Genomic DNA, 14,857 nt, shown 5'->3' on the forward strand with positions numbered 1-14,857 from the left:
GAGACGAGTCGTTCCGCAACGTGGACGTTCGATCGCCCCTGAACTGGACGTTCGATCGGCCCCGAACAATACGATTTGTGCTATCCCAATTTGAGATGGGCAACTGGGATTGTGCTACTCCAAACAAAATTGTTTTAGGCCCGGGCTCTGTTCCAACGAGTGATGCCACCCATCGCGCTTCCACACGACGCGAAGGCCGGGCCGACCAAGCCGGAGGTCCGCGCCGTCGTCCAGTCGAAACTCGCTCTCGACTCGGACGATCACTTCGCGGAGGTCGGTTCCTGTACGGGGGCCGTCACGATCGAAGCCGCACGACGAGCGGAGCGGGTGACCGCTCTCGAACGAAAAGCCGAGCGCCTCGAGACGACCGAGCAGAACCTCGCGGCGAACGCGGAGTCGGTGCGGGCCGACGTCGAGTTTCGCAACGCGGAAGCGCCCGAGGGACTGCCCGACGACGCCGACGCGCTCTTTCTCGGCGGGAGCCGCAACTTCGAGGCCGTGCTCGACCACGCCGTCGAGACGGAAATCGATCGGGTAGTCATGAACGTCTCGCGTCTGGAAGTCGCTGGTAAGGCGACGGCGGCGTTTCGCGAGCGCGATCTGCTCGAGGAGGTCGTCCAGTTCCAGGTGAGCCACGGCTACGAACTCGCCGGGGCGACGAGTTTCGACGCGGACAACCCGGTCTACATGCTGATCGGGAGCGCGACGCCCAATGACGATGCTGCCGATGCGGACGACGACGACGAAAGAGTCGCCGTCGACGGAAGCGGCCGCTCGCAGACGGAGGGTCCCGATCGATGACGCTCTACGGCGTCGGACTCGGCCCTGGCGAGGCCGACCTCGTCACCGTCCGGGGGAAACGGATCCTCGAGGGCGCGGACGTGGTCTACTCGCCCGGTCGCCTCTCGCGGACCGTCGCGCTGAACCACGTCGACGAGTCGACGATCGGGGACCTGGACTTCCCGATGACGAACGACGAGGAGACGTTGCGAACGGCGTGGAAGGAAGCCGCGGCGGAGATCGCTCCGAACGCACGCGACGGCGACGTCGCCTTCGTCACGCTCGGCGATCCGAACGTCTACTCGACCTTTGGACACCTGCGCCGGACGATCGACGCGTTCCACCCCGGCGTGGACCTCGAGACCGTTCCCGGCGTGAGCGCGGTGACGGCCTTCGCGACCGCGCTGGGCGTCGAGATCGAGGCCGGCGCGGGCCTCTCCCTGCGCGAGGCCGCGAGCGGAGCGAGTCCGACCGGTCCCGATCGGATGATCCTGTTCAAGGTCACCGACGCGCCGGCGACCCACGAGGGCCTCGTCGAGGCCGGCTACGAGGTGACTTACGGCCGACGACTGTTCATGGAACAGGGCGAGACGATCGTCACGGACGATCCGGAGACGATCGACGAACGGGACTACTACACGCTGGCCTACGCCGAGAAGGAGGCCCTCGAGGTCGAGCGGGCGACGGCTGCCTTCCGGACCGACGACGAGAGTGGGTCGGAGGAGGCGACGACAGACGGTGAGCCCGTCACGGACGGAGGACGACGATGACGGACGACGCGTCGTCGGACCCGCAGGACGCGATCGACTCGCAGGGCGACCGCCGCCGCGAGCAACTGGACGATCGGATCTTCGAGCACAGCGCCGGCGACGAACGGGAGGGGATCCCCTTCGTCGGTGCCGGACCCGGCAACCCGCGGTTGCTGACCGTCGCGGGCAAGGAACTGCTCGAGACGGCCGATCTGGTCGTCCACGCTGGATCGCTGGTCAACAGCGAACTCCTTGACGAGTACTGTTCCCACGCCGAACCGGTGAACTCCGTGGGGAAGGACCTCGAGGAACTGATCCCGCTGATGCGGGACGCCTACGAGAACAGCCGGAACGTCGTCCGGCTACACAGCGGCGATCCCGCCATCTACGGAGCCGCGCTCGAGCAGATGGACGCGCTGGAACACGAGGGCGTGCCGACGTACTTCGTGCCGGGCGTCACGTCTGCGTTCGCGGCCAGCGCGACGCTTCGGACCCAGCTGACGCTCAACGAGGTTTCGAACCACGTCGCGTTCACCCGGCCGCAGGGCAAGACCCTGACCGAGGAGGAGGACCACATCTCCGACTTCGTCGAGATGGGCGACGTGACGACCTGCATCTACCTGGGGACCCACGCGGTTCGCGATACGATGGATCGGCTGCTCGCGGACGACCACGATCCCGAGACGCCGGTCGCGGTGATCTACCACGCCTCCTGGCCGGACGAGGACGTGATCGTCGGTTCGATCGGCGATATCGCGGACAGGGTAGAGGAAGCGGGCTACCGCGCCTCGGCGCTGGTCGTCATCGGCGACGCCGTGACCGGCGCGGGCTACGAGCGATCGTTCCTCTACGGCGACTGGGCCAATCGCAGTCCGTCGTCGGAGAACACGAGCGAACCGGAGGCAGGTGATGACTGAGATGCAACGGAGCTACCGCAAACACGCTGAAAGGAGCCAGTCCCACCCGGGCGGCGGACCGGACGGTGCTGTGGAACGCGGAGCGGACTCGTTCGATTCGATGGAGCTTACACGATGAGTTCAGGAACCGAGAACGCGGATACGACGGACGATGCGGAATCGGACTCCGACGGTGGACACTGTTCCACGCCGGATTCGGACGGCGAAGTCGCCGAGGAGATCGCGATCGTCTCCTTCGGACGGAAGATGGAAACCGCCGAGGAGATCAGGGACGAGATCGGTGATCGCTACGAGGCGATCGAGATCCTCGAGTACCACGGCGACGTCTTCGAGGAGTACTGGGGGAAGTACGACTGTTTCGTCGGCCTGATGGCCTCCGGGATCGCGATGCGAAAGACGGCCCACCTGCTCGAGGACAAGTGGGACGACCCCGCGATCTGCGTCGTCGACGAGGAACTGACGTGGGCCATCCCGATCACGGGCGGCCACCACGGTGCGAACCAGGTCGCACGGGACCTGGCGACGATGGGTGCCGTCCCGGCGATGACCACCGCCTCGGAGGCGGCGGGCAAGCAGGGCGTCGAGTCCCGCGCGAAGGCGATGGACGCCCACGTCGTCAACGGCGACTCGACGGTGAAGACGAACCTCGCCGTCCTCGACGAGAACCTCGGTCCTGTGGCCCGACTCGACGGGCCGAAGGCCGTCCTCGTCGGGGACGACGTGACCGTCCTCAAGCGCAACGAGGACGAGGGGTGCGTCCTCGGTACCGGCAGCGTCTCCGGCGCGAGCAAGGAGTCGTTCATCGCCGCGTGGGAGGATGCACTCGATCGGACCGACTACGACTTCGAGGACGTGGAGTTCGTCGGAACTGCAACCCGGAAGGAAGACGAGGAGGGACTGTTCGAGGCGGCCCAGGAACTCGATCTCGGCGTGGTCGCGTTCGACAAGGAGACCCTGCTCGACCACGAGGGGCCGACGCCCTCCAAATCGAAGGAGTTGATCGGCTGGCCGGGCGTCTCCGAGGCCTCCGCTATCGCGGGCGGGGCCGAACAGGAACTCGTCCTCGAGAAGATCAGCTACGAGAACGAGGTCACGGTGGCGATCGGTCGATGAGCGGGAGTGAGAGCGAGTCGACGGGCCCGACGGCCGGCGGCACCCCCGACGACCACGGCACCCTCTACGTCGTCGGCATCGGACCCGGCCTGCCGGACCACATGACCGCGAAAGCAAAGCGGGTCATCGAATCAGCGGACGTCGTTATCGCCTCGAGTCTCTACCAGGAGTTCCTGCGCGACGACGGGACCGTCCCGTCGGAGGAGGCGACCGACGAGGACGGCATCGCGACCCGAGACGACGGCTTCGAACAGGAGATCGTCCGCTCGACGATGGGCCGACAGATCGAACTCGCCCGTGCGGCGTTCGACTACGTCCGCGAAGGGAAGGACGTCGCCCACGTCTCGGGTGGCGATCCCTCGGTCTACGGCAAGTCGGACCTGATCTTCAAGATGGCCGAGGAGGACGACGCGACGGACGTGCCGATCGGGATCGTCCCCGGCCTCACCGCTGCGCTGGGCGGGGCGGCCAACGTCGGCGCGCCGCTGTGCAACGACTTCTGTACGGTCTCGCTGTCGGACAAGTGGCGCGGCTGGGACGAGATCGAGGAGAAACTGCGGGCGGCCGCAGTTTCGGACTTCGTGATCGTCCTCTACAACTGCTGGCGAAACTACGAGAAAGCGGTCGAGATCGTCCGCGAGGAGCGGACCGACGACGCCTACGTGGCCATCGTCAACGACGCCGGACGCGAAGACGCCGGCCGGAACGGCGAGAGCCAATTCGTCACCACCCTCGGCGAGGCCGCCGACCACGACGACAGGGTGTCGGGGATGGGGACCTCGCTGATCATCGGCAACCACGAGACCGAAACCTGGCGCAACGACGATCGAACGTACCTCGTCACCCCGCGCGGCGGGCGCGACGTCGACGATTTCTGAGAAACCAGACGATCATGAGCACGGACACCAACGCGGACGCTGACGCCGAATCGACATCCAAATGCGGCGCGTCTTCGAACGGCGAGAGCAGCGAAGCGAGCGCCGAGAGCTCGAGTTCGAAGTGCGGGGCCGCGAGTGCCGACGACGAGACCTCGAACGAGCAGGAGGTCGGCGCGACGATCGACGACTTCGACGCCGAACCCGGCCAGCTAACGGCCGTCGGGCTCGGTCCCGGTCATCCGGAGGGAATGACCGAGCGGGCGAAGACCGCACTGCTCGAGGCCGATCACATCGTCGGCTACACGACTTACATCGAACTGATTCCGGACGAAATCACCGAGGCGGCCGATGACATCTACGACACGCCGATGTGCGGCGAAGTCTCCCGCACGGAGGAGTCGATCGATCGCGCGCTCGCGGGCAACGACGTGGCGATCGTCGGCAGCGGCGACCCCAACGTCTACGCACTCGCGGGCCTCGCGCTCGAGATCCTCGAGTCCAAGGGGGCGACGGCGTCGATGGTCGACTTCGACGTGGTGCCGGGCGTCCCGGCGGCCCAGTCCTGTGCGGCTCGGCTGGGCGCGCCGCTCGTGAACGACACCGTCTCGGTCTCGCTGTCGGACCACCTCGTCCCGATGCCGGAGATCGAGTCGCGCCTCCACGCGGTGGCCAGCGAAACCTTCACCATCACGATCTACAACCCCTGGAGCCGCAAGCGCCGGGAGAACTTCGAGAAGGCCTGCGAGATCCTGCTCACCCACCGCGATCCCGACACGCCGGTCGGCATCGTCCACGGGGCCGGCCGCGAGGACGAGCAGGTGATGCTCACCGAACTCGGCGACCTCGAGGACCTGGGCGAACACGAAATCGTCGACATGACGACGACGATCGTCGTCGGCACCGAGGACACCTACGTCTGGGACGACCGGATGGTCACGCCGCGCGGCTACGAGACGAAGTACGAGTACTAGCCATGCCACGATACGAAGTCACCATCGAGAAGGAGGCCTGCGACGGCATCTTCGCCTGCCTGACCCGCGATCCGCGGTTCGTCGAGGGCGACGACGGTCTCGCGACGATCGAGCCCGGAGCGGATCCGGTCTACGACTGCGAAGGCACGGTCACGGACACCGACGATCGCGTCGTCGCGACGTTCGACGACGATCGGATCGACGAGGCGAGACAGGCCGCGGCGGCCTGTCCGACGGACGCGATCGTCGTCGAGGAGGCGGGCGAATGAGCGACGTCGTAGCGGACGGGCGTGACCGCGAGATCGAGGTGCCCGCCGACCCGCTCGCGGGCCACCCTGCGACGGCGTACTTCTGGGGTCACGTCGCGGGCAGTGGCGAGGTGTCCAGTACAGGTATCGGCGTCGTCACCGGCGACGAGGAGTCGGCACAGGTACTCGCGGCGATCGCCGGCGGCGACGTCGAGCAAGAGACGACCACTCGCGAGTACGCCCGCGACACATCGATTACTCGCACCGAAGACGAGTACACGCTCTCGATCGGCGCTAATGAGGGCGAGGACGACGACCCCGCCGGACTCCTCGGCCGCGGCGGCGGGATCGGCCTTCCAGTCGACGGACGGGGTAACTACCGCTTCGGGGCCTTCGCCGAGTACGATCGGGAACTGCTCCGGGGCCTGTTCGAGGGCTGTGGAACGATCTGTTTCAAGTCCTCCAGCGGCACTGTGGGAATCTCGTTCGTCCACGACGATCGCGACCTGCTCGAACTCGTCCAGGAGTTGATCGCCGACTGTCCGATTTCGGCCCCGATGGGCGACCTCTCGGAGACCTCCTCGGGTGGCTCCTGGTTCGGCATCGACGACGACGCCGCACCCGAGTTCGGAACGTGGCTGTACGAGAACTGCGAAGAGACCGGCCTGTTCGCACCGAGCCGCCGCAAACTCGAGCGGAGCCTCGAACGGGCCGAGTCTGACGACCCATAGCGTATTCCACGATGAGCACACCCGACGACACCACGTCCACGACGTTCGACGACGAGGCAGTCCTGCTGGTGGGACACGGCTCCCGCAGGGAGAGGTCCAACGAACAGGTACGTGAACTGGCCGCCGACCTCGAGTCGCGCCTGGGAATCCCGGTCGACGCGGCGTTCCTCGAACTCGCGGAACCGGCGCTCGACGATGCGTTCGCCGAACTCGCGACGATCGCCTCGCAAGTCACGGTCGTCCACTGTTCGCTGTTCGCCGCGAGCCACGTCAAGAACGACGTGCCGCTGGCGATCGACCAGGCTCGCGCGGCCCACGACGTCGAGATCAACAACGGCTCGCACCTGGGGATCCACCCCGCGATCGTCGACCTGCTCGACGATCGGGCCGCCGCGGTCGAACGCGAACTCGGCGTCGATCGCGAGGCCGACGACGTCGCGGTCGTCCTCTGCGGGCGCGGGTCGAGCGATCCGGACGCGAACGGGGACGTCCACAAACTGGCTCGCCTGCTGTACGAGGGACGCGACTTCGATCGCGTGGAGGCGTCGTTCGTCGGCGTGACGGAGCCGACGCTCGAGGAGACGCTGCACGGGCTCTCGAAACACCGGCCGGACGCGGTCGTCGTCCTGCCGTACATGCTCGGCGACGGCGTGCTCACCGGGCGCGTCCGCGACTGGACGGCGGACTTCGACGACGGCTATCCGTACGTCGACGCGCTGGCCGGCGATCCGCTCGGGACCGACTCGCGGCTGCTCGACGTCTTCGCCGATCGGTGGCAGGCGGCCCGGACGGGCAGCGTCGAAATGTCCTGTGATACCTGCAAGTACAAAGTCGACCTCGAGGGCTACGAGGAGGACGTCGGCGGCGCACGCGCGATGTTACGCGCGCTCGCCCATCAGGAGGCTCACGCCGATCGGGACGACGTCGACGACGAGCCGCACAGCCACGACGCGCCGGCGAACCACGTCGCGGTGTGTACGAACCGGACCTGCGCCGAGATGGGATCGCCAGCGGTGATCGAACGACTCCGGCAGGCGGCCCGCGACTCCGACCACTGCGACGCCCGCATCGCGCGATCGTCCTGTCTCGGTCGCTGCGGCGACGGGCCGATGGTCGCGGTCTATCCCGACGGGATCTGGTACGGCGACGTCGGCCCCGACGACGCCGAGCGGATCGTCGCCGACCACCTCGATCGCGATCGGATCGTCGGCGATCTCGTCGATCAGACGCTGTAGGAGGAGCATCGCTCCCCTGACACACGACCACCGACACGAATTACCACAAACACACATGAGCTGTCACGAAATCGAAGCGCTACGACTCGGACTGATGACCGTCCTCGGCGTCGGGGACGTTAGCACCCGCGACCACGCGGAGAAGGAACTCGAGGGCCACCTCGAGGGACCGATCGAGGGCCTCGCAAACGCCGAGAGCCTCACCGAGATCCAGCGCCACCTCGACGCGGCGCTGGTCGACCTCGAAGCGGAGGTCGCGACGATGGATAGCCAGGACCCGGCGTACGACTACACCCGCGGCAGATTGCTCGAGGTCCGCAACGCCGAGCGGACGGTCCGGCGACTGATCGTGCAGGGGGAGAGCATCGTCGACGGCCTCGGCGAGACCCACGACACCCTCCACGAAACGTTCCCCGTAGCGGAGTGACCATGGCGAGATCCGAATCCGACACCGAAGCCGGGACCGATCGCGTCGGGGAATTCCGTCGAATCCCCCTCGGCGACGTCGAGACCGCGCGGAGTCGCCACATGTGGACCCGATCGGCCGTCCACGTCACCGACGAGGTCGTCCTCGCGGGGGAGTGGGATGGCACCGTCACCGCGTTCGATGCCGGCTCGCTCGAGACGCGGTGGACGACTGTCCACCCCGATCACGCGGTCGGGATCGCGACGCTCGCTGGCGGGGACGGGACCGAGAACGTGAGCGACGCCGACACGGTCGTCGTCGCCGGTCGCGGTGACACGGGGGCGATCGTGGCCTACGACGCCGAAACCGGGAGCCAGCAGTGGCGCTACGACACCGTCGACGACGTCGGCGACCCGATCATGAATACCGTCTTTTACCTGCCGTACGTCGTCGCGATCGAGACTGCCGGAACGGGCGAGGACGCACGGTTCTACGCCGCGACTCGACGGTACGAACGGGATGGCGATGATCGGCGCTGGTACAGCACCGTCCTCGCGATCGGCGTCGACGGTACCGTTCGCTGGCGGTACGAGACCGACGCGTCCCCGATCGCGATCGATCTCGACGACGCCGGAGAACAGTTGGCTGTCGGCTACAACCGCTGTCTGGGCGACCACGATCACGGGCTGGTCGTCCTCGACGCGGCGACCGGCGACCCCGAGTGGTCGTGGGACCCCGGCACGCCGTGCGATCGGCGCGTCGGTGACGTTTCCTTCGACGGCGATCGGATCGCGGTCGCGAGCCACGGGGACAAGCGCGGCTACCTGCTCGGGCCGGGCGGTGCCGAGCAGTGGCGGGTCGACCTCGGGGTCGAGACGGACGTCGACGGGGAGACGCTGTACGCCTATCCGAACCACGTTTTCGCCAACGACGGCCGCGTCGCGTTCGTGACCGGCAACACCTACGCTGAAGAGAGTCGGGAGACCGAGAACCGGCATCCGAACGAACACCGCATCGCGGCCTTCGACGTCGAGGGGGACCCCGCGTGGGACGACGCGGTCCGCGGCTTCGTCCACGGACTCGACGTCGGCGATGGGACGATCGTCGCGCCCTGCGCGCAGAATTTCCGAGTGCGGGACCCCGAGACTCACGCCGTCCGCTGGTTCGACCTCGAGACGGGAACCGGCGGCGACGGTCGATTCGACGGAATCGCGACCGCGGCCGCCGTCCATGACGGGACGGTCGCGGTCATCGAGGAACCCGTCGGGTACCACGACGAGGGCGAGACGCGCGGCGAGTACGTGCTTCACGTCGGCCCGATCGAAAGTAACTGACCCGTTCGATCGTCGCGGGAGTCCGTTTCACTCTCGACACGGTCACCCGTTCCGATAGCCGATCTATCAGGCCGTCGAGGAGGTCCGGATCTCGAGTTTTTCGAACAGTCGCACACGCAAGGGAAACCACCACAACGCTGTCTCTCGTCTGTGTTCTCGAATAATGACAGCGGGACTAGAAGATAACGGCAGCGAGGAATGTCCGGATCCCGTGGAGGTCGGATCCACCTCGAGCCGTCACGACGAGGCCGATCGGTGGGCCCAGTCTTCCCGACGGGTAATGACCGACGGAGGGCAGGCACAGACCGAGCCTGAGGCAGACGACGAGAGCGAGGCAGACGACGAACAGGAGGCCGAAGAAGTCGAAGAAGAGACAGAAGAGGAGGCTGATGAAGCTGAAGAGGAGACCGAAGCAGCCGAGGAGGAAGCTGAAGAGGAGAGCGAAGAATCGGAGGAAGAGACTGCGGAGGAAGCCGAAGAAGAGGGAGAAGACCAGGCCGAGGAAGAAGCTGAAGAAGCCGAAGAAGCCGAAGAAGCCGAAGAAGCCGAAGAAGCCGAAGAAGCCGAAGAAGCCGAAGAAGAGGGAGAAGACGAGCCTGAGGAAGCCGAAGAAGAAGCCGAAGAGGGACTTGACGTAACCGGGGACCTCGTCGAAGACGATCGCGCGGAGGGTCACGCCGACGACGCCGAAACCGTGTACGAGGGTGACGACGCCTCCGGCGTTTTGCACCTCGATCTCGACGGTCTGTTCTTGGATCTGCTCGGGCTCGAAGTCAACCTGAACCCGGTCACGCTCGACGTTTCGGCCCGGCCCGGCGGGGGCAATTTACTCGGGAACCTGCTCTCCGCCGTAACAGGGCTACTGGATGGCCCGAGCGCGGTGCTGGACAAGGTAACGTCGCTGCTGAGCAAACCGATGGAGTTCCTCGGATCGCTGACGGACAAACTCAAGTCGGTACTCGGCAAGCCGAAGGAGTGGCTCGGGTCCCTGTCGGAGAAAGTAAAGAGCGTGCTCAGCAACTTGCTCGGGAAACCGGGAGCGTTCCTCAGGAGTCTCTTCGGCCGAGGTGAAGCGGAGGATCTCGAAGAAGAAGCGGAGGAAGAACCGGCCGAGGAGGAAGAACCGGCCGAGGAGGAAGAACCGGCCGAGGAGGAAGCGGAGGCAGAACCTGGACGGATCGCCTCGGCGGTCCAGTGGGTCCGATCGAAACTGTCGGGTGCGGCGGGCTGGCTGAAGGAGAAACTCGTCGGTCTCGTTCCCGAGTTGCCGATCGAGGAGGTCATCGCGACGATCGTTCGCAGCGCGATCCGACAACTCCTCGAGCAACTCGAACCGGAGAGCGAACGCGAGGAAGGGGACACACAGGAGCAAGAGGGCGCACCAGCGGAAGCATAACCATGAGTCAGGAATCCGAATCGATGACCCAGCGGATCGACTACGAATCGATCACCGAGAACATCAACCTCAACGAACTGATCGAGGGAACCCAGTGGGAAGACCAGATCGACGAGGACGAACCCCTCGGCGAGGCACTCGGTGCGATGATCGGAGCAGTTATCGGCCGAAAGCTCGGCGAGACCCTCGGTCGATCGATCGGCCACCTCGTCGTCGAGGAACTCTTCGGGAAGAAAGACGAGGCCGAGGCGGACGAGGCGGAAGAAGCTGAGGAGGAAGCGGCGGAAAGCGAGGAAGAAGAGACCGACGAGGCCGAGGAGGAAGCGGCCGAAGAAGCCGAAGCGGAGACCGAAGACGAGAGTGACGAGGCGGAAGCCGAGGAGGAAGAAGACGCTGCCGACGAGAGCGACGAAACAGCGGCCGAAGCCGAGGCGGAAGAGGACGACAACGACAGTGATGAGGAGGCCTAACTCCGTGACAACGCACCGTTCCATCGACGGCCGATCGACGCGAGGTGACGACGATGAGTAACGAGTCGGGGCTGACGGACGTCGTGACTGAAGAGGTCACGAACCAGGTCGGAATCTCCGAACTGCTCGGCGACGGCAACCTCGAAGACGAGATCGACGGCGACGAGATCGGGGCCGCAGTCGGTCGCAAGTTCGGCGAGCAGATCGGCCGGGAACTTGGCGGCTCGATCGGCCGCGAGGTGCACGAGGCGCTCGCCAGGGGAGTCGAGGAGGGAAAGAGCCTCTCGGAACTCCGATCCGACGTCACGTCGGGGGTCCGAGACGGGGTCGGCGACGCACTGGACGAAATCGGCGGGCGGGAGGCCCTCGAATCGCTAGCCGGGTCGGCCGCCGACGGGGGCCGGCTGGGAGGGCTGCTCGATCGAGACGAGTCAGCGGGGGAGCAGGAGGTCGAGGATGAGGAAGAAGCGGAGGAAGACGAAGCGACCGAAGATGAGGAAGAAACGGAGGAGGACGAAGCGAGCGAAGACGAGGAAGAACCGTCGGAAGGCGAGGAGTCGGCAGACGAGGCGGACAAAGCCGAACCCGATTCCGAACCGTCGGCCGAAGACCTCGAAGATCTCAGGCGGGAAACGCTTTCGGACTTCCTCGGGGTGATGTCCTACCAGGACCTCCAGTCGATCGCCAAGGACGTCGACGTCAAGGCGAACCTCAGCCGGGAGGAGATGACGGACGAGATCATCGAGACGGTGTCGGGCAAGGAGGACGAGTCGGAAGGCACCGATGGGGAATCGGCGGACGATGAGGCGACACAGGAAGCGGAGTAAGCACTGCATTCGACTGCGAGCGTCGCGCGACGGAACCCAACGAACACATGAGCGAAAATCTTACCGAACGAGTCGACGAACTGCTGGCCGAGGCCGACGCCGCGAGCGGGGCCGCCCTCTCTCACGAGTCCGATGGCGCCGACTCGTCAGGCGAACCGTCGCTCGGCGAGACGGCCCGGGAAGCGAGCGATCTCGTCGAATCGACCGACCCGCAGGAACTGCTCGCCGCGGTCGGCCTCGACACGCTTCCCGACGGGTCCGAACCGGACACGATCCCCGAAGCGATCGCGCGCGGGGATCCTGAGCAGGTGGACGATCTCAAGCGGTTGTTGAATCTCGCAAACCTCGCCGATCGGTCCGACGACGGTGGCCTCGACGACGCAGTCGGGAGTCTCAAGGAGTCGATCGAGACGGGGGGCGGGACGGCGGAGTCGTCCGAGAGCGAGGACGGGGCAGCATCCAGCGACGAAGCCGGGGCAGGGGCGGACTCCGACGAAGCCGAGTCCGAGGACGCGGAGTCTGGTGGCCTCGAAGACCGGGTACGATCGTCCCTGTCCGATCGGGTGGCCGACTTCGGCGACGACGTCTCGTCGCTCCAGGAGCAACTGAAAGCGGCGGCTACCGACGCGACTGGCGACGGTACGGCAGGGGACGACGAGGCGGATGAAGACGCGGCGGCCGACGACGAAACGGGAGGAGAGTCGGCCGAAGCGGACGACGCCGAGGACGAGGAAACGGCGGACGAGGACGGCCTTCTCGGCGGGGAACAGGACCTGCGGAGCGGTCCGAGCGAGTCCTCGAGACACTCCACGATGGCACCGCCACCGTCCGAGCGAGCGGACATGCGCGCCGTCAGGCGATACTCGACGATGCCGGACAAGAACTGACGGGCGCGTCAACGGCGGCGACGGACGCCCTCGATTCCGACGGAACGGTGGCCTGGCGGTCGAGGATCTCCTCGGTCGCCGAGACCCGATCGCGACGGCAGGATAGCGCGCGCTGAAGCCTTATCGGCCCGTCGATCGTGGCACCCCTATGTCGAGACACATCAGCGAGAAACAGGTCCGCGACTGGCTGGACGACACGGCTATCAAGGACGTCACGCGCCACGCGGACGAGGATACCGCGTTCAACTTCCAGATCGAACTCTCGCGGCTGCCGGTACACGTGATCCAAGAGGAGCCGTTCGGACCGATTCGGATCGTCGGTCGGAGCGGGTTCGACACCGATCGAGCGAAGGATCTGCTCCGGGACGATCGACGACGGAGCGAATTACTGGAGTACGTCGGGCCGATGCTCGCGTCGACGCCCGGGTTCTACACGTTCCTCGACCCTGAGGGAGCCGCCTGTCAGTTACGGGACGCGGAGACGATACAGGTCGAGTACCGGGTCTATCCCGACGGGGCGAGTCAGCAGCGGTTGATGGACGGCGTCATGTCGATCGCGACGAGCATGCGGTACGTCCAGAACGTCGTTGCGGCAGTGTCAGCGGGCGAGGAAATCGACGATTAGGGAACTGACCGGCCGGGGCGAGCGCAGGACTACTGGCTCGTTGCAGGTCCCACGAGTGGGTATGTGTCTTTAGTGTCGGGCCCCCTATCGTCGCGTATGTACGACGCGATCCTCGTCGCCACTGACGGCAGCGACGCCGCGATGGACGCGACCGAGCACGCGATCGAACTCGCGACCCGGTTCGATGCCTCGCTGTCCGGCATCGCCGTCGTCGAGACCCGGACGGCCTACGACAACGCGATCGTCGATCCCGACGAGGCCGAACGCGCGCTTCGCGAGCAGGCCGAGGAATCGATCGAGGCCGTCGAATCCGCCGCCAGCGACGCCGGAATCCCCGTCGAGACGACGATCCGATCGGGCGTTCCCCACGAGGAGATCGTCGCGTATGCGAGCGAGCGCGACGTCGACGTCATCGTCGTGGGTGCGGAGGGGCGATCGAACCTCAGACGAGCGCTGCTCGGGAGCACCGTCGACGGCGTCGTCAGATTCGCCGATCGGCCGGTCCTCGTCGTCGGAACCTGAGAACCCGTTCCGGGTTCATACATTCGTTCGAGAAGAGAAGGGCGAACATTTACCACCGCCCTCGTACGAGATAGCGCCATGACACTCCTCGTCCCTTTCGACGGATCGGAACTCGCGACGAACGCACTCGAGAAAGCGTCGACCTTCGGCGATCTGCTGGACGAAGACGTCGTCGTGCTGACGGTGATCCCCGACGACGCGGACTACGCCGTGGACCGTGGCTGGATCACCCAGGGTGAACCGTTCGATTCGGAACGGATCGCCGCGGGGATCCAGACGCGTGCCAGCGAGGTCGCACCGGAGGCGTCGTTCCGGGTCGAACGGGTCAGTTCCGACGAACCGACGGCGACGGCGACGACGAACGTCGTTCGGGAGATCCGTCGCATCGCCGCCGAAGTCGAGGCGTCCGTCGTGTTCATCGGGTCGGAGAACGCCGGGTCGGTGATCGCACCGCAGTCGAGCGTCGGAAGCCCGGTCGCGAACGACCACCGCTACGACGTCTACGTCGTTCGCCACCCCACTGCCGAGGTCGATCCGGAGGAGATTTCCGACGTCGACTCGACGACGGATCCGTTCTAACCCGGTGCGGGACGGTCAGACGCGACAGATGAGTCAGTTCTCACGATCGTTCAAGGTTCCGCGGCGACGCGGCCGACGCTCGACGATTCTAGATCGGCAAACGCGGTCCCGATCAGTCGGGGGCGACCGTCGCTCACCTCGACCGCCGATTTTCGGACCGCTGGAGGAACGTTTATTCGTCTGACTGTC

At 66.0% G+C, this 14,857-nt stretch carries 18 protein-coding genes; all 18 read left to right on the forward strand.

The window, feature by feature from the left end; genetic code table 11:
- The first annotated feature begins 162 nt into the window (after positions 1-162).
- The 18 genes from cbiT to MUG98_RS06095 all read left to right on the forward strand — a co-directional run bounded on the left by cbiT (position 163) and on the right by MUG98_RS06095 (position 14,668).
- Positions 163-801 carry a precorrin-6Y C5,15-methyltransferase (decarboxylating) subunit CbiT gene (gene cbiT / locus MUG98_RS06010; RefSeq protein WP_265111238.1) on the forward strand — a complete coding sequence of 213 codons (639 nt, stop codon included), beginning with the start codon at positions 163-165 and terminating at the stop codon, positions 799-801.
- On the forward strand, positions 798-1,550 hold the full coding sequence (locus MUG98_RS06015) for a cobalt-factor II C(20)-methyltransferase (protein ID WP_265111239.1): 753 nt from the start codon (positions 798-800) through the stop codon (positions 1,548-1,550). The genes cbiT and MUG98_RS06015 overlap by 4 nt, the downstream gene beginning before the upstream one ends.
- Positions 1,547-2,446: a cobalt-precorrin-4/precorrin-4 C(11)-methyltransferase gene (locus tag MUG98_RS06020; RefSeq protein WP_265111240.1), complete on the forward strand. Its 900-nt coding sequence runs from the start codon at positions 1,547-1,549 to the stop codon at positions 2,444-2,446. The genes MUG98_RS06015 and MUG98_RS06020 overlap by 4 nt, the downstream gene beginning before the upstream one ends.
- A gap of 114 nt (positions 2,447-2,560) precedes the next feature.
- Positions 2,561-3,559: a cobalt-precorrin 5A hydrolase gene (cbiG, locus tag MUG98_RS06025; protein WP_265111241.1), complete on the forward strand. Its 999-nt coding sequence runs from the start codon at positions 2,561-2,563 to the stop codon at positions 3,557-3,559.
- Positions 3,556-4,437 (forward strand): precorrin-3B C(17)-methyltransferase, encoded by an 882-nt coding sequence (locus MUG98_RS06030; protein WP_265111242.1) that lies wholly within the window; start codon positions 3,556-3,558, stop codon positions 4,435-4,437. Before cbiG ends, MUG98_RS06030 begins: the two co-directional genes overlap by 4 nt.
- A 14-nt stretch (positions 4,438-4,451) precedes the next feature.
- A complete protein-coding gene (cobJ, locus tag MUG98_RS06035; RefSeq protein ID WP_265111243.1) occupies positions 4,452-5,408 on the forward strand; it encodes a precorrin-3B C(17)-methyltransferase in 957 nt (318 codons plus the stop codon).
- A gap of 2 nt (positions 5,409-5,410) precedes the next feature.
- On the forward strand, positions 5,411-5,677 hold the full coding sequence (locus MUG98_RS06040; protein WP_265111244.1) for a ferredoxin: 267 nt from the start codon (positions 5,411-5,413) through the stop codon (positions 5,675-5,677).
- Positions 5,674-6,387: an LAGLIDADG family homing endonuclease gene (locus MUG98_RS06045; RefSeq protein ID WP_265111245.1), complete on the forward strand. Its 714-nt coding sequence runs from the start codon at positions 5,674-5,676 to the stop codon at positions 6,385-6,387. The genes MUG98_RS06040 and MUG98_RS06045 overlap by 4 nt, the downstream gene beginning before the upstream one ends.
- 11 nt (positions 6,388-6,398) lie before the next feature.
- Positions 6,399-7,622, forward strand: coding sequence for a CbiX/SirB N-terminal domain-containing protein (locus tag MUG98_RS06050; RefSeq protein WP_265111246.1), 1,224 nt, complete (start codon positions 6,399-6,401; stop codon positions 7,620-7,622).
- Between the two features lie 55 nt (positions 7,623-7,677).
- Positions 7,678-8,049, forward strand: coding sequence for a DUF3209 family protein (locus MUG98_RS06055; protein WP_265111247.1), 372 nt, complete (start codon positions 7,678-7,680; stop codon positions 8,047-8,049).
- A 2-nt stretch (positions 8,050-8,051) separates the two neighbouring features.
- Positions 8,052-9,362 carry a PQQ-like beta-propeller repeat protein gene (locus MUG98_RS06060; protein WP_265111248.1) on the forward strand — a complete coding sequence of 437 codons (1,311 nt, stop codon included), beginning with the start codon at positions 8,052-8,054 and terminating at the stop codon, positions 9,360-9,362.
- Positions 9,363-9,642: 280 nt separating this feature from the next.
- A complete protein-coding gene (locus tag MUG98_RS06065; RefSeq protein ID WP_265111249.1) occupies positions 9,643-10,758 on the forward strand; it encodes a DNA primase in 1,116 nt (371 codons plus the stop codon).
- 2 nt (positions 10,759-10,760) lie between these two features.
- Positions 10,761-11,228, forward strand: a complete 468-nt coding sequence (locus MUG98_RS06070) for a hypothetical protein (protein ID WP_265111250.1) — start codon at positions 10,761-10,763, stop codon at positions 11,226-11,228.
- 53 nt (positions 11,229-11,281) lie between these two features.
- Positions 11,282-12,055, forward strand: coding sequence for a hypothetical protein (locus MUG98_RS06075; protein ID WP_265111251.1), 774 nt, complete (start codon positions 11,282-11,284; stop codon positions 12,053-12,055).
- Between the two features lie 47 nt (positions 12,056-12,102).
- Positions 12,103-12,942 (forward strand): hypothetical protein, encoded by an 840-nt coding sequence (locus MUG98_RS06080; protein ID WP_265111252.1) that lies wholly within the window; start codon positions 12,103-12,105, stop codon positions 12,940-12,942.
- Positions 12,943-13,090: 148 nt separating this feature from the next.
- Positions 13,091-13,567, forward strand: coding sequence for a type III secretion system chaperone family protein (locus tag MUG98_RS06085; protein ID WP_265111253.1), 477 nt, complete (start codon positions 13,091-13,093; stop codon positions 13,565-13,567).
- 96 nt (positions 13,568-13,663) lie between these two features.
- Positions 13,664-14,089 (forward strand): universal stress protein, encoded by a 426-nt coding sequence (locus MUG98_RS06090; RefSeq protein WP_265111254.1) that lies wholly within the window; start codon positions 13,664-13,666, stop codon positions 14,087-14,089.
- Positions 14,090-14,167: 78 nt separating this feature from the next.
- Complete coding sequence (locus tag MUG98_RS06095) at positions 14,168-14,668, forward strand: universal stress protein (RefSeq protein WP_265111255.1); 501 nt, start codon at positions 14,168-14,170, stop codon at positions 14,666-14,668.
- Positions 14,669-14,857 lie beyond the last annotated feature (189 nt).

The organism is Halosolutus halophilus (genome assembly GCF_022869805.1).
Lineage (GTDB): Archaea > Halobacteriota > Halobacteria > Halobacteriales > Natrialbaceae > Halosolutus > Halosolutus halophilus.

What these genes read in the sequence shown, in the direction of transcription:
- MUG98_RS06050 (WP_265111246.1), top strand. Translation starts at nt 6,399, where the DNA reads ATGAGCACACCCGACGACACCACGTCCACGACGTTCGACGACGAGGCA.
- cbiT (WP_265111238.1), top strand. Translation starts at nt 163, where the DNA reads ATGCCACCCATCGCGCTTCCACACGACGCGAAGGCCGGGCCGACCAAG.
- MUG98_RS06065 (WP_265111249.1), top strand. Translation starts at nt 9,643, where the DNA reads ATGACCGACGGAGGGCAGGCACAGACCGAGCCTGAGGCAGACGACGAG.
- MUG98_RS06030 (WP_265111242.1), top strand. Translation starts at nt 3,556, where the DNA reads ATGAGCGGGAGTGAGAGCGAGTCGACGGGCCCGACGGCCGGCGGCACC.
- MUG98_RS06055 (WP_265111247.1), top strand. Translation starts at nt 7,678, where the DNA reads ATGAGCTGTCACGAAATCGAAGCGCTACGACTCGGACTGATGACCGTC.
- MUG98_RS06085 (WP_265111253.1), top strand. Translation starts at nt 13,091, where the DNA reads ATGTCGAGACACATCAGCGAGAAACAGGTCCGCGACTGGCTGGACGAC.
- MUG98_RS06020 (WP_265111240.1), top strand. Translation starts at nt 1,547, where the DNA reads ATGACGGACGACGCGTCGTCGGACCCGCAGGACGCGATCGACTCGCAG.
- MUG98_RS06075 (WP_265111251.1), top strand. Translation starts at nt 11,282, where the DNA reads ATGAGTAACGAGTCGGGGCTGACGGACGTCGTGACTGAAGAGGTCACG.
- MUG98_RS06070 (WP_265111250.1), top strand. Translation starts at nt 10,761, where the DNA reads ATGAGTCAGGAATCCGAATCGATGACCCAGCGGATCGACTACGAATCG.
- MUG98_RS06060 (WP_265111248.1), top strand. Translation starts at nt 8,052, where the DNA reads ATGGCGAGATCCGAATCCGACACCGAAGCCGGGACCGATCGCGTCGGG.
- MUG98_RS06045 (WP_265111245.1), top strand. Translation starts at nt 5,674, where the DNA reads ATGAGCGACGTCGTAGCGGACGGGCGTGACCGCGAGATCGAGGTGCCC.
- MUG98_RS06090 (WP_265111254.1), top strand. Translation starts at nt 13,664, where the DNA reads ATGTACGACGCGATCCTCGTCGCCACTGACGGCAGCGACGCCGCGATG.
- MUG98_RS06080 (WP_265111252.1), top strand. Translation starts at nt 12,103, where the DNA reads ATGAGCGAAAATCTTACCGAACGAGTCGACGAACTGCTGGCCGAGGCC.
- MUG98_RS06040 (WP_265111244.1), top strand. Translation starts at nt 5,411, where the DNA reads ATGCCACGATACGAAGTCACCATCGAGAAGGAGGCCTGCGACGGCATC.
- cbiG (WP_265111241.1), top strand. Translation starts at nt 2,561, where the DNA reads ATGAGTTCAGGAACCGAGAACGCGGATACGACGGACGATGCGGAATCG.
- MUG98_RS06095 (WP_265111255.1), top strand. Translation starts at nt 14,168, where the DNA reads ATGACACTCCTCGTCCCTTTCGACGGATCGGAACTCGCGACGAACGCA.
- MUG98_RS06015 (WP_265111239.1), top strand. Translation starts at nt 798, where the DNA reads ATGACGCTCTACGGCGTCGGACTCGGCCCTGGCGAGGCCGACCTCGTC.
- cobJ (WP_265111243.1), top strand. Translation starts at nt 4,452, where the DNA reads ATGAGCACGGACACCAACGCGGACGCTGACGCCGAATCGACATCCAAA.